The organism is Sapientia aquatica, from assembly GCF_004358105.1.
In the GTDB taxonomy this organism is placed as follows: Bacteria; Pseudomonadota; Gammaproteobacteria; order Burkholderiales; family Burkholderiaceae_D; genus Solimicrobium; species Solimicrobium aquaticum.
In genome coordinates this window covers 118,196-130,295 of record NZ_SMYL01000007.1, presented here as the reverse complement: position 1 = coordinate 130,295, position 12,100 = coordinate 118,196, and the positions used below count along the sequence as shown (strand labels likewise).

The window sequence follows — 12,100 nt, the reverse complement described above, 5'->3', positions numbered from 1 at the left end:
GTTGGGCGTATAATATTCAAAATCTTTCCATAGGTCAACATTTTAGTCGTACGCTGGCCACGACAGCAAAGTAATGCTGGCTGGCTTTAGTGCTTTCTGGGACACGATTTAACCCTCTCCATTCGTATTAAAGAAAAATAGTGAAAACACCCGTCGATCCAACTCCTGCTCGCACCATCCTATTGGTGGATGACGATGCCATCACGACATTAGTGATGAGCCAAGTGTTGCGCAAAGCGGGCTACGACACGATTGAAGTGCGTTCTGGCCAAGAAGCCATCGCGCTGTTGACCCAAGTGCAAGTGGATTTGGCGTTGCTCGACGTGATGATGGGCGATATGTCGGGCATTGAGCTGGCCCAATATTTAAAAGATAAAACCGATATTCCGTTTTTGTTCATCTCTGCCAATGCCGAGACCGACATCGTCAAACAAGCGATACAACATGGCGCTTTTGGTTATCTAGTCAAGCCATTCGAGATCGCTCAAATTGTGCCAACTTGCGACGCAGCGATTGGTCGGGCCGATGAAATTAAACAATTGCGTACCAATGAAATCAGCTTAACCAACGCCTTAAATGCCAGCCGCGAAACCAGCATGGCAATTGGTTTGCTGATGTCCAAATTTAATACTGACCGCACTACCGCCCTTGATGTGCTGCGTAAATATGCGCGCTCGAATCGCTGCAAGATAGACGAAGTGGCTAACAATTTGCTCGCAGCCGAAGAGTTATTTAACAGTATCGACAATCTGTTCCCAAAAAATAACTCCAAACAAACCAAGTAATTACAGACAACTACAGCAACACGACTTCGTTGACCACATTAACGATTGGATAGCACTTTGCCACCCACTACTGACCAAGAATTGACAAGCTTGCTGCGCAATACCGCGAACAAAGACGCGCAGTCGTTTAGGCAGTTATATGAACTCACATCACCGAAACTGTTTGGCTTTGTGCTGCGTATACTGATTAAGCACGAGTGGGCGGAAGAAGCATTGCAAGAATCGTTTGTCAGCATTTGGAATAATGCCGCCAACTACCAATCCAGTTTGGCCGCACCCATGACTTGGATGACCACGATCGTGCGTAACAAAGCCTTTGATATTTTGCGCCGCCATAACAGCGCGCTCGATATTGATGGCACGACGATAGATCAGGAAATTACCGAGAACATGGAAAGCGCTGCCCACACGCCACCCGAATCACTGCAACTGACCCAAGGCGCGCACGAGCTAGCGCGCTGCTTTAAAGGTTTGGAAGGCTTGCAACGCCAATCGATCGTGCTGGCCTACTATCACGATTTCTCGCACAGTGAAATCGCAGGTCAATTGCAGCTTCCGATTGGCACCGTAAAAACCTGGATACGGCGCGGGCTTGAGCGCTTGCGTTTATGCTTAAGCAAACCGGAGCAAGCATGAACATCCAACAGAACAAACAATTGCGCGACAAATTAAGCGCCGCTTATGTTTTAGGCACGCTCAAAGGTGGCGCACGTCGCCGGTTTGAAGCGTATGTGGCCCAGAGTTTTTTGCTGCAACGCGAGGTCGCCGAATGGCAAGCGCGCTTGTCGCCTTTGGCAGAATTTGCGCCAGCGGTCAATCCGCCAGACTATCTTTGGAAACGAATTAGCCAACAATTATCCTTATCTGCTTCGGCGCAGGCGCGGGATAATCCGCTGTGGCGCAAGCTACTAGATAGCGTCAACTTCTGGCGCGGATTGAGCTTGGCGGCAACCGCGTTAGCTGGAGTGATGTTGTTCATCGTAGTACATCAAACTCCAACGACTGAGGTAGCTTCATCGTCCTATGTTGCTATGCTGGTCAACGATCAAGCGCAGCCAAACATCGTGGTGGTGGGTGACCGCAAGCGCCATACGATTACGGCCAAAATACTGGCGCAGCAATCCGTGGCGTCGGACAAGAGCTTGGAACTCTGGGCCATCCCCAAACAAGGCAATCCGCGCTCGCTGGGTTTAATCGCCAGCAATGGCAGCGTAACTTTGCCGTTGCCGGATAATGATCATCCCGACAATGTTGTAATGCTGGCGGTGTCACTCGAACCGCTGCATGGCTCGCCTAGCAAAGCTGGTCCAACTGGACCGATTCTGTTCAAGGGTAGTTGGGAACAGATTTAGCAAAAGCTTTCCACGCTCCATTTGCAATCAGGGCACATCCGTTTGCCCTGATTGCGTTTCAATTTTCACCATCCCATCCCGCTCTACCTCAGCTTTGTCCCGCAGTTAGATTTTGCTTGTCCCGCAGTTCCTGCAAATTTTTTTGATTTATTTGTTGATTCGTTGAATCCGATTGAAAACGCGCTTCGTATAACAGTTCGAAGTAGCTTTAATCAGACTTATTCGTTGAACAATTTACCTCAATCAAAAGAACAGGACACGCCATGAATCGACATCGCTTAACTCAACTCATGCTCGCAACCGCCATTGTTGCTGGCAGCGTTAATTCCACCGCTGCCCTTGCCCAAGACAGCAACTCAGCCTATCCCGACATGGGCAAATTGCTCGCCACCGGCGGTATCAGCACAGTCGAAGGTGCGGGCGGCGGCGGAATTACGCCTTGGGCATTAATCGCCGGTTATGGCACACAAGACAGCTATGGCGCGAATGTGCATTACACCTATTTGAGCACACAAGATTTCGCCTTGGACACTTACGGCGCGGCGCTTGGGCTGTTCGACCGAGTGGAATTGTCGGTTGCCAAACAAAAATTCCGCGCCAATAACGGGCCATTAAACGGCTTAACTATCGAGCAAAACATCGTCGGCGTTAAAGTCAAAATCGCTGGTGACGCGGTGTACGATCAAGATTCGTGGATGCCACAGATTGCCGTCGGCGCGGAATACAAAACCAACAGCGGGCTGACTGGCTTATTGAATGCACCAGTCACAGCATTAGGCGCGAAACATACCAAAGGCACGGACTACTACGTTGCGGCGACCAAGATATTTTTAGATCAAAGCGTCATCGCCGATTTAACAGTGCGTGCAACTGAAGCTAACCAAATGGGCTTGCTCGGATTTGGTGGTGATCTAAACAATAGTTATAAAGCCGAAATCGAAGGCTCCCTTGGCTATCTATTCAGCAAAAATTGGATTGCTGGCACTGAATATCGCCACAAGCCACGCAATCTGGCGGCAGATAAAGAAGGCGCTTACTACGACGCATTCGTGGCCTGGTTCCCAAGCAAAAACGTATCGCTCACGCTGGCTTACGCCAATTTAAACAGCATCGTCGCACCGGTGACTAAGAACGAAGACAGGCAACACGGACTGTATTTATCCTTACAAACTGGCTTCTAATCCATCGACCCAAATCGACCAACCGACACTATTAAAGGATCATTATGAAACGCACTCCACACACTATTTGCGCCTTGTTCGCCCTCATCGGTTTGATCAATGGCGCGCAAGCGCAAACCGCCATGACCAATCCCGCCCCGGCAATGAGCATGGAAGCCAACGATAGCCTGTTTCAGCAATTCGGCGGCAAAGAAGGCATCAGCAAAATCATCGACGATTTTTTAGTCGTCTGGCAGGCCGATCCGCGTATCAGCGGCAAACTGCAAGAAGCCGATGTTGACCGACTCGGTGCGCTGCTCAAAGAGCAAATTAACCAGCTCACCGGCGGGCCAGCAGTGTACAGCGGCAAGGATATGAAAACGGCGCACGAGAAAATGGGCTTGCGGAATATGGACTTCAACGCCTTAGCCGAAGACCTGCAAACCGCGATGGAAAAAAATGGTGTTGCCAGCCGCGCGCAAAATAAATTGTTAGCCAAGCTCGCACCGATGGAGCACCATATCGTCACTAAATAATGCGACGCATTTTGCGCCAGCAAGGCTATCAAGCTAGGCTTTGCTGGCGCAAGGAATTGACCAAAACGCTTTAACGTAACCAACAACAATCACTCAAAAGTTCATCATGCCTACTCTCGCTCGCTTTACTTCGCATACAAAGTTTTTACTACTCAGCTCGCTGCTGTTTGCATTCTCAATTCCAACCTGGGCTGGCGGCATTAACGCTGTGGCAATTAGCAAAGCCGGTGAAGCGATGCCCGATGTCGTGTTCTACGCTACGCCGATTGGCACACCTGCACCGCCAGCAGGCAAAATCGAGCCGATGATCGTCGCGCAAGATCATATGCAATTCACGCCTTATGTCACGATTGCGCGCGTTGGGACGGAAATCAAATTCCCCAACTATGACAAGGTGGAGCACCACGTAAAATCGTTCTCGCCCGCCAAAGAATTTGAAATCAAGCCCTATCAAAAAACCACCCCAGCACCGATTTTGTTCGACAAACCCGGCATCGTGGTGGCTTACTGTTTATTGCACGAATGGATGCGCGCATATGTGGTGATCGTAGACACGCCCTACTTTGCCAAGAGCGATGAAAAAGGCAGCGCCGCATTAGAAAACCTGCCCGCCGGTAGTTATGAATTACATGCTTGGCATCCGGACATGGGTTACGTCAAAGCGCCGTTGACGCAATTAATTTCGGTCAACGCCCAAGGAGCGACGCCGATTAAATTTACTTTTGATTTCGTTCCTAAGAAACGCAAAATACCAAAAATGGATCAGGTCAGTTTTTAAATCTAGTCGATCTTGAGAGGCGATTCATCCCGATGCTTAGCGCTAGCCGCCACCACATCGTAAGCAACTTGCATAAAGGCTTGGATCTTGGGTGAGACATATTTATTGGTCGCATAGACAAAATAAAAGGAGCCTTTAATTTTCGTTTTCCAATCAGGTAAAACGGGAATAATGGCTCCCCTTTCGGCCGCATGTTCCGACAAAAAGTGCGGCAACCAGGTAATCCCTAATCCACAAATCGCCAACTCGCGCGCGGCTTCAAAATCGTTTATCACGACACGATTCCCGATTTTGACATGGACTTCTTGACTGCCTTTGGTCAGCAATACGGAATCGTCCTTATTCCAAATAAAAGTCGCTTTTTCTAAATCCGATGGGTGCTTTATCGGGCCGACTTTATTCATGTAACTTGGTGCCATCCACAAATTGGCTTGCGCATCAAAAAACCGTTTTGCAATTAAGGATGAATCCTTTAACCTTCCGGCTCGAATCGCTAAATCTACGCCTTCACCAACCAAATTGACCTCGCGATTAGTGATAAGTAGTTCAACATTACATTCGGGGTATTTGTCCAAAAATGTCTGCACGACTTTGGGCAATACTGTGTGTCCCACATCAACCGGCGCGGTGACTTTAATTAGCCCCGTCGGCTTGCCTTGCAGTGACTTCAACGCTTCTTCGCCCTGCTCTACTTCACGCAATGCATTTAAGCAGTGATAGAAATATTTTTCGCCTGCTTCGGTCACGTGCAACTTGCGCGTGGTGCGCAAAATCAAGTTCACACCTAAGCGTTTTTCTAAGGCAGCTAGCTTGGCACTGACCGTAGTTTTGGGCATATTCATGCGCCGCGCTGCGGCCGATAAATTGCCTGCTTGAACCACTTGAACGAATACGGTGATGGCGTCGAGATCCATAGAATTGTCCATTATTTTGCACAGTCATTCCCAACTTTACCATCTAGTGCACAATAAAGACAATCCCTATAGTTACGCCATCGCACCACTACCCAACAAATTAACCCAGTGGATGCGGCTGTTTTTATAACTTAAATCATCATTCACTCAGGGAAAAATCATGAATCAAAAAATCGCCATCATCGGGAAAGGGAATGTCGGAAAAGCACTAGAAAACGGTTTTGTCAGTGCAGGCTATCAGGTTCGTACTGCCAAAAAAGGCCAGGTAGTCAACGCTACTGAATGGGCCGATGTCATCTTTTTAGCCGTACCGTTCATCTCTATCGGAGAAACTGTGCGCGAAATCGGCGCAACTGCCGATGGAAAAATCGTGGTCGATGTCACCAACGCCTTAACACCAGAAATGCAATTAGCGCTGGGTTACAGCACCAGCGGCGCAGAAGAATTGCAAAAATTACTGCCGCACGCCAAGGTCGTTAAGAGCTTAAACACCGTGTTTGCGCAGCACATGGCGCTCGGCAGCTTGCACGAACAGCCTTTGACCGTGTTCGCCGCGGGTGACGATGCCGAAGCACGCCAACTCGTTTTGCAATTGACCAAAGCACTCGGCTTTGATGCCGTTGACGGCGGACCATTGCAAAACTCACGTCATTTGGAAGCGGTGGGCTACTTCAACATTTTATTGGGCTATGTGTTGGGTAATGGTCCAAACATCGGCTTGAAGTTAGTGCGCTAAGACCAAGCAAATCAATCACTTCGACAGCAATCAGCAGGGAGAACAGTATGACCAGAATGCCAGTTTATTTTGTATCGCACGGCGGCGGGCCTTGGCCTTTCGTGGACGGGATGCGTGGTCTGTATGTAAAAACAGAAGCCGAGTTCAGAGCATTATCGAAGCGACTGCCCACCAAACCAACGGCGATCGTGGCTATTTCTGGTCATTGGGAAGAGAGCGAATTTACCGTTTCGACGGCAGCCAATCCCTCGATGGTGTATGACTACTACGGTTTTCCAGAAAACACTTATCGCGTCAAGTATCCCGCACCGGGCTCACCATCAGTCGCAGCAAGAGTCAAAGCCTTGTTATCTGACCATGGTTTGGCGGTCAGAGAAAGTGGCCATCGTGGGTTCGATCACGGCACGTTCGTACCGCTGTCCTTGATGTTTCCAAACGCAGACGTGCCGGTCGTGTCGCTGTCGATGAAACGAACTTACAACGTGGCCGAACATATCCGCATGGGCCAAGCACTTGCGCCCTTGCGTAATGAAGGCGTACTCATTATCGGCAGCGGTCTGACGTACCACAACATGTCCGGTTTTGGTCGCGCTGAATCAACCCGCATTGCTGAGGGTTTCCAAGGCTATCTCAATAACGCGGTCGAGCAGACGGACAGCGCCGTGCGCGAACACGCATTATTGAATTGGGAATCCGCACCCGGCGCCCGCTTAGTTCACCCGCAAGAGGATCACTTAATTCCCTTGATGGTCGTCGCTGGTGCCGCTGGTGAGAGCATTGGCAAAACAATGTTCACCGAATATGTCATGAAAGTTCCCATGACATCGTACGAATTTGGGGCGCTGTAACGTCAATGTTTAAGTCCCCTATTTCCATTTAATTTTTTTACTATTTATTTTCAGGTTAATTATGAAACAAGTACTTCCAGCTTTACTAGTAGCTCTCGTTACTGCCGCAGTGTCGGTTTCTTCGTTCGCGCAAAGTGAAAAAGAAATCGAAGCGATGAAACATCAATTGGCTAAAGTCAAAAAAGCCAAGGAATTGGAAAAAGGTCACCTAGCCAATTTCGACGATTTAGACTTCAACGTCTACAGCGGACAAAAATGGGATGAACTGTCCCACAGCCACGCACAGAACATCATCGTTCACTATCCAGACGGCTCAACCACAACAGGTTTAGCTGACCATATTGAACAATTAAAACCATTGTTTAGCTTTGCGCCAGACAACCACATCAACGTGCATCCAATCCGCATCGCATCCGGCGACTACACCGCGGTGCAAGGTGTATTGGAAGGCACGTTTAGCCAACCAATGAATATTGGCGGCGGCAAGTCCATTGCGCCTACCGGCAAAGCCTACAAACTAACCATGGTCACTATCGGTCACTGGAAAAACGGTGTGATGGATGAAGAATGGTTGTCCTGGGATAACCAAGCCTTCATGAAACAAATTGGCTTAGGTCAGTAATTGATCAACGGTACGCCTTGGTTTAATTGAATCGGGCGTACCCAATCTCTATCGCAACGTTGGCCTTTGCTAATTACCTTGTTCGATTGCGCGATAAAAAAGTCGGCACCAAACACCATACCAACATGGGAAGCAATATGTATTCTGAATACCAAAACAACCCCGATACCTGCAGCAATGAACAATGGAATATCTTAATCGTTGACGACGATATTGATGTTCACGCGGCAACAGAATTCGCGCTTAAAGGTGTGCGCATTCATAACCGCAACATCAATTTTTCGCACGCTTATTCTGCCCGTGAAGCGATTGACTGGCTCAAACAGCCACCAGAAAAAATCGATCTAATTTTGCTCGACATGGTGATGGAAGCGCGCGACGCTGGCTTAAAACTAGCACAATGGCTACACAACCAAACTCCTTCGGACGACAAACCAATCGTCGTTTTGCGCACTGGTCAACCTGGGAATTTAACGATTAAAGAAGCGTTAGCCACTGGTTTATTTGATGGGTTACTTGAAAAATCGAGCGTTACTTTTCGACACCTAGTCGATTTTTTGAATGCGATGTTAGCTGTAAAAGCCAACCAACTCTGAATCTGCTGAGTGAAGCAAAAACCAGTTTCGGCACAAAAAATTATGCCAGTTCACCATTTTTAAGTTCCAGCATTCGTCCATTCGCATTTTTAATTATCCTGCCGCAGCAGGCAGAAAATTGGCTTAGTAGCGCGGCGACAAACAGAATTTAGTAGTAATTATCGTCGTACTAAAACCAAGTAGCACGATTGGGTTTAGAACGAGATGAGGCAGTTGATCGGCAAAGCGCAGTAGCATTTCAATCATCGTTAATCCAAGGAAAAATCATGTCAAATACCGTTGATATTATTAAGCAAAGAACATCGGCCAATAATTTCGATCCGACTAGTGTTTTGAGTACAGAAGAAATCGAAGCATTGGTTCAGTTAGCCATCGAAACACCGACCTCATTCAATATGCAAAACTGGCGCGTCGTCGCAATCACCAGCCCAGCGGCCAAAGAAGAATTTAAAGCCTTAGCTTATGGCCAACCGAAAGTAAAAGATGCGGCGGTGACGTTTGCCTTCATCGGGAAACTAAATGGCTATCAAGATTTACCAACATTGATCAAGCCGCTATTGGATGCTAAGGCGATTGATCAAGCAGCCTATGACGGTTGGATCGGCATGGCCAAAGGCATGTACGAAGGTCATCCACAAAATCAACGCGACGAAGCAATTCGTTCGTCGGCATTCGCGGCGATGACCTTGATGTATGCGGCGCAAGATAAAGGTTTGGTGTCCGGCCCGATGATTGGTTTTGATGCGACTGGCGTAGCGCAAGCTCTTGGCTTGGGCGAGAATGAATTCCCAGTATTGCTGCTGGCTGTGGGCAAACCCGCACCGGGCAACTGGCCGCGCAAACCACGTAAAAACCTTAGCGAAGTTTTATCGATTAAGTAAACTGACGGCTGCTACCTTGGCCTTAGCCTAGTTAACAAGTGTGCTTTTAATCCGCCAGCACTAAGTCGCCATGCACAAAAGCCAATGCCGAACCAAGCGGCGTTGGCTTTTTGCGTTCTGCGATACATAAATTCACTAAAACTCGTCCCGCCATTTTCGCCAAAGCAAATCCAGCATCTGTTCGCGCAATATTGTCCATTATCCTGCACAGTTATTCCCAATTTAACCATCTAGTGCACAATAAACTTAATCCCTATATTGAGCGCTTCGCACCATTGGCTGCACTCCATGCCTTGGCTGCGGTGTTCATTCGACATTAGAAGTCACTACTCAGGGAATCAACATGCATCAAAAAATCGCCATCATCGGAAAAGGCAATGTAGGAACAGTATTAGAGGACGGTTTAGTCAGCGCCGGTTTCCAAGTTCGCAGCGCTAAAAAAGGCCACGTAGCAGCGGCGGTTGATTGGGCCGATGTGATCTTCTTGGCCGTACCATTTGTCGCCATCCAAGAAACCGTGCGCGAAATCGGCGCAACCGCTAACGGCAAAATTGTGGTCGATGTCACCAACGCGCTCACACCAGAGCTGCAATTGGCTATCGGCTTTTCGACTAGCGGTGCGGAAGAATTACAAAAACTGTTGCCGCACGCGAAAGTGGTCAAGAGCCTCAATACTGTTTTTGTACAGCACATGGCGCAAGGCAAGTTGAAAGACCAACGTCTAACCGTGTTTGCCGCCGGCAATGACTCCGACGCGCGTCATCTGGTGCTGCAAATAGCCAAAGCGCTGGGCTTTGATGCGGTGGACGGCGGCCCTTTGCAAAATGCTCGCCATCTCGAAGCAATGGGCTACTTCACTATTTTGCTTGGTTATGTGCTGGGTAACGGCCCAGACATCGGTTTTAAGTTAGTGCGCTAGGACTTGAACTGAATCGTCAATCTGCGACGCGAATTGAACCTCACTTGCGCTCATGACAAAAGAATCGGGCGTAAGTCAACAAACTGAATTTCACACTCACCCACATTTACTGGAGCTACCATGATCAAACGATTTTTCAACTATCTCTTTTCGAATAAACAAAACGCTGCGGAGCAAACCAGCGATACTACTGCGGCTGCCGCTGCCACAGCAACTGACGTAATAAAAACCAATTTCGTAAAAGACGCCAACACGACCCGCATTGCCGACATCATCAAGCAACGCACATCGGCAAATAACTTCGATCCAACCCATGTATTGAGCAACAGTGAAATCGAAGAACTAGTCAACCTAGCCATTGAATCACCGACCTCATTCAACATGCAAAACTGGCGCGTGGTAGCGGTGAGCAGCGCGGCTGCCAAAGAAGAATTGCAAGCCCTAGCCTACGGACAGGCGAAAGTCAAAGACGCTGCTGTGACGTTTGCCTTCATCGGAAAACTCAACGGCTACCAAGATTTGCCGCGCATTGTTCAACCATTGTTGGACGCCAAAGCGATAGACCAAGCAGCCTACGATGGTTGGATTGGAATGGCGACCGGCATGTACGAAGGCAATCCACAAAATCAACGCGACGAGGCAATTCGTTCGGCGTCGTTTGCAGCGATGACCTTAATCTACGCAGCACAAGATCGAGGTCTGGTGTCAGGCGCGATGATTGGTTTCGATCCAGCCGGAGTGGCAAAGTCACTAGGTTTGGGCGAGAACGAATTCCCCGTCTTGTTGCTGGCGGTTGGTAAGGCAGCGGAGGGAAATTGGCCACGCAAACCGAGAAAACAAATCAGTGAAGTGTTATCGATGAAGTGAGTGTTAAGGTGATTTTTGCGGTGATGGTTATCGCAATAAAAATAATGTCTTGATTTACTTACCTAGCCAACGTCGTTCGAATTGACATTGGCTAGGTTCGCAAAATAAAACTCTGGCAGTTTTAACTGGCGATGGCAAGCTCTTGCGGCACCATCGGGACCAAGAAATCATTACTTAAACGCACACCGAGTTCATTAATATTTTCTAAGAATTTAATCAGATAAGCGTGCAAACCAAACTCCAGAATTTTCTCGATCGAAGTTTGTTCCAGTTCTTTAAATAAGTTCTGTGAGAATTGCTCAGTCAGTACAGAAATATCGTTGCGTACCGGTTTGAGATTTTCTACCACGCCCTGCACGCAAGCGACTAAGGAACGCGGCATGCCCGGTTGCAGCATCAATAATTCAGCAACACGCTCTGGCGTAATCACATCGCGATACACCTTGCGATAAATTTCAAACGCCGAGACCGAACGCAGCAAGGCTGCCCAGTAATAAAATTCTGCCTGCGGATTGACTTCAGTGCTGGCATCCGTTGGATGATCGATCTGTGAAATCATAAATTTCACGTCTAAAATCCGCGCGGTATTATCGGCACGCTCTAAGAATGTTCCCAAGCGAATAAAGTTAAACGACTCGTCCTGCAACATCGTGCCAAAGGTGACGCCACGCGATAAATGCGAACGAAATTTTACCCACTCAAAAAACTGGCTAGGGTTGGTGCGATGTAAATTAGCTTTGAAATGATCTTGCAGCATCAGCCAAGTTATGTTCTCGGTTTCCCACACTTCGGTGGTTAAACTGCCGCGCACGGCGCGGGCATTTTCACGCGCGGCTTTGAGGCAACTGGCAATTGATGACGGGTTATCGACATCGCGCACCATAAAATCGATCACGTTTTTTTGATTGACCTTATCGTATTTTTTAAAAAAGTAATGCTCCAGCTCAGAAATTTTTAATTGCGCCAACCAGCCTTGTTCAACGGCTTGCGGGCTTTGTGGCATGAGCGAGTTTTCTAAATTGACGTCGAGCATGCGGGCGGTATTTTCGGCCCGTTCGGTGTAACGCGCCATCCAGAATAAATGATCTGCTGTGCTACTCAACATA

At 48.3% G+C, this 12,100-nt stretch carries 16 protein-coding genes; 13 read left to right on the top strand and 3 right to left on the bottom strand.

The annotated features are described in order from the left end of the window. Window positions 1-140: 140 nt before the first annotated feature. From E2I14_RS13760 to E2I14_RS13735, 6 genes are all read left to right on the top strand, one after another. Window positions 141-785 (top strand): ANTAR domain-containing response regulator, encoded by a 645-nt coding sequence (locus E2I14_RS13760; RefSeq protein ID WP_227544738.1) that lies wholly within the window; start codon window positions 141-143, stop codon window positions 783-785. A 57-nt stretch (window positions 786-842) separates the two neighbouring features. Continuing rightward, window positions 843-1,421, top strand: coding sequence for a sigma-70 family RNA polymerase sigma factor (locus tag E2I14_RS13755; RefSeq protein ID WP_227544737.1), 579 nt, complete (start codon window positions 843-845; stop codon window positions 1,419-1,421). Continuing rightward, window positions 1,418-2,137 (top strand): anti-sigma factor, encoded by a 720-nt coding sequence (locus E2I14_RS13750; protein ID WP_133329501.1) that lies wholly within the window; start codon window positions 1,418-1,420, stop codon window positions 2,135-2,137. Before E2I14_RS13755 ends, E2I14_RS13750 begins: the two co-directional genes overlap by 4 nt. 263 nt (window positions 2,138-2,400) lie before the next feature. Next, window positions 2,401-3,318 carry a DUF3034 family protein gene (locus tag E2I14_RS13745; protein WP_133329499.1) on the top strand — a complete coding sequence of 306 codons (918 nt, stop codon included), beginning with the start codon at window positions 2,401-2,403 and terminating at the stop codon, window positions 3,316-3,318. Window positions 3,319-3,362: 44 nt separating this feature from the next. Then, the gene (locus E2I14_RS13740) at window positions 3,363-3,833 is read left to right on the top strand and encodes a group I truncated hemoglobin (RefSeq protein ID WP_133329497.1); all 471 of its coding nucleotides are present in this window, start codon (window positions 3,363-3,365) and stop codon (window positions 3,831-3,833) included. A 106-nt stretch (window positions 3,834-3,939) separates the two neighbouring features. Next, window positions 3,940-4,611: a carboxypeptidase regulatory-like domain-containing protein gene (locus E2I14_RS13735; RefSeq protein WP_133329495.1), complete on the top strand. Its 672-nt coding sequence runs from the start codon at window positions 3,940-3,942 to the stop codon at window positions 4,609-4,611. 2 nt (window positions 4,612-4,613) lie between these two features. Here the strand turns inward: E2I14_RS13735 and E2I14_RS13730 are convergent, their stop codons facing one another. Then, entirely contained in the window at window positions 4,614-5,525 is a 912-nt protein-coding gene (locus tag E2I14_RS13730; RefSeq protein ID WP_165967835.1) for a LysR family transcriptional regulator, read from the bottom strand. A gap of 160 nt (window positions 5,526-5,685) precedes the next feature. Here E2I14_RS13730 and E2I14_RS13725 point away from each other — a divergent pair, with 160 nt between their 5' ends. From E2I14_RS13725 to E2I14_RS13705, 5 genes are all read left to right on the top strand, one after another. Next, entirely contained in the window at window positions 5,686-6,261 is a 576-nt protein-coding gene (locus E2I14_RS13725) for an NADPH-dependent F420 reductase (protein WP_133329491.1), read from the top strand. A gap of 47 nt (window positions 6,262-6,308) precedes the next feature. After that, a complete protein-coding gene (locus tag E2I14_RS13720; RefSeq protein WP_133329489.1) occupies window positions 6,309-7,109 on the top strand; it encodes a DODA-type extradiol aromatic ring-opening family dioxygenase in 801 nt (266 codons plus the stop codon). A gap of 61 nt (window positions 7,110-7,170) precedes the next feature. Beyond that, window positions 7,171-7,731 carry an ester cyclase gene (locus E2I14_RS13715; protein WP_133329487.1) on the top strand — a complete coding sequence of 187 codons (561 nt, stop codon included), beginning with the start codon at window positions 7,171-7,173 and terminating at the stop codon, window positions 7,729-7,731. A 26-nt stretch (window positions 7,732-7,757) separates the two neighbouring features. Next, entirely contained in the window at window positions 7,758-8,327 is a 570-nt protein-coding gene (locus tag E2I14_RS13710) for a response regulator (protein ID WP_133329485.1), read from the top strand. 266 nt (window positions 8,328-8,593) lie between these two features. Then, window positions 8,594-9,208, top strand: a complete 615-nt coding sequence (locus E2I14_RS13705; protein ID WP_133329483.1) for a nitroreductase family protein — start codon at window positions 8,594-8,596, stop codon at window positions 9,206-9,208. A gap of 46 nt (window positions 9,209-9,254) precedes the next feature. Here E2I14_RS13705 and E2I14_RS19320 read toward each other — a convergent pair whose 3' ends face one another. Beyond that, a complete protein-coding gene (locus E2I14_RS19320; RefSeq protein WP_165967834.1) occupies window positions 9,255-9,407 on the bottom strand; it encodes a hypothetical protein in 153 nt (50 codons plus the stop codon). 144 nt (window positions 9,408-9,551) lie between these two features. Here E2I14_RS19320 and E2I14_RS13700 point away from each other — a divergent pair, with 144 nt between their 5' ends. Continuing rightward, complete coding sequence (locus E2I14_RS13700) at window positions 9,552-10,127, top strand: NADPH-dependent F420 reductase (protein WP_133329481.1); 576 nt, start codon at window positions 9,552-9,554, stop codon at window positions 10,125-10,127. Between the two features lie 120 nt (window positions 10,128-10,247). Next, entirely contained in the window at window positions 10,248-10,994 is a 747-nt protein-coding gene (locus E2I14_RS13695; RefSeq protein WP_133329479.1) for a nitroreductase family protein, read from the top strand. A 121-nt stretch (window positions 10,995-11,115) separates the two neighbouring features. Here E2I14_RS13695 and E2I14_RS13690 read toward each other — a convergent pair whose 3' ends face one another. Further along, window positions 11,116-12,099, bottom strand: a complete 984-nt coding sequence (locus E2I14_RS13690; protein WP_133329477.1) for an alpha-E domain-containing protein — start codon at window positions 12,097-12,099, stop codon at window positions 11,116-11,118. Between the last annotated feature and the right edge of the window lies 1 nt (window position 12,100).

Coding starts and splice junctions, on each gene's coding strand:
- E2I14_RS13750 (WP_133329501.1), top strand. CDS start 1,418: ATGAACATCCAACAGAACAAACAATTGCGCGACAAATTAAGCGCCGCT.
- E2I14_RS13745 (WP_133329499.1), top strand. CDS start 2,401: ATGAATCGACATCGCTTAACTCAACTCATGCTCGCAACCGCCATTGTT.
- E2I14_RS13740 (WP_133329497.1), top strand. CDS start 3,363: ATGAAACGCACTCCACACACTATTTGCGCCTTGTTCGCCCTCATCGGT.
- E2I14_RS13735 (WP_133329495.1), top strand. CDS start 3,940: ATGCCTACTCTCGCTCGCTTTACTTCGCATACAAAGTTTTTACTACTC.
- E2I14_RS13730 (WP_165967835.1), bottom strand. CDS start 5,525: ATGGATCTCGACGCCATCACCGTATTCGTTCAAGTGGTTCAAGCAGGC.
- E2I14_RS13725 (WP_133329491.1), top strand. CDS start 5,686: ATGAATCAAAAAATCGCCATCATCGGGAAAGGGAATGTCGGAAAAGCA.
- E2I14_RS13720 (WP_133329489.1), top strand. CDS start 6,309: ATGACCAGAATGCCAGTTTATTTTGTATCGCACGGCGGCGGGCCTTGG.
- E2I14_RS13715 (WP_133329487.1), top strand. CDS start 7,171: ATGAAACAAGTACTTCCAGCTTTACTAGTAGCTCTCGTTACTGCCGCA.
- E2I14_RS13705 (WP_133329483.1), top strand. CDS start 8,594: ATGTCAAATACCGTTGATATTATTAAGCAAAGAACATCGGCCAATAAT.
- E2I14_RS19320 (WP_165967834.1), bottom strand. CDS start 9,407: ATGGACAATATTGCGCGAACAGATGCTGGATTTGCTTTGGCGAAAATG.
- E2I14_RS13700 (WP_133329481.1), top strand. CDS start 9,552: ATGCATCAAAAAATCGCCATCATCGGAAAAGGCAATGTAGGAACAGTA.
- E2I14_RS13695 (WP_133329479.1), top strand. CDS start 10,248: ATGATCAAACGATTTTTCAACTATCTCTTTTCGAATAAACAAAACGCT.
- E2I14_RS13690 (WP_133329477.1), bottom strand. CDS start 12,099: ATGTTGAGTAGCACAGCAGATCATTTATTCTGGATGGCGCGTTACACC.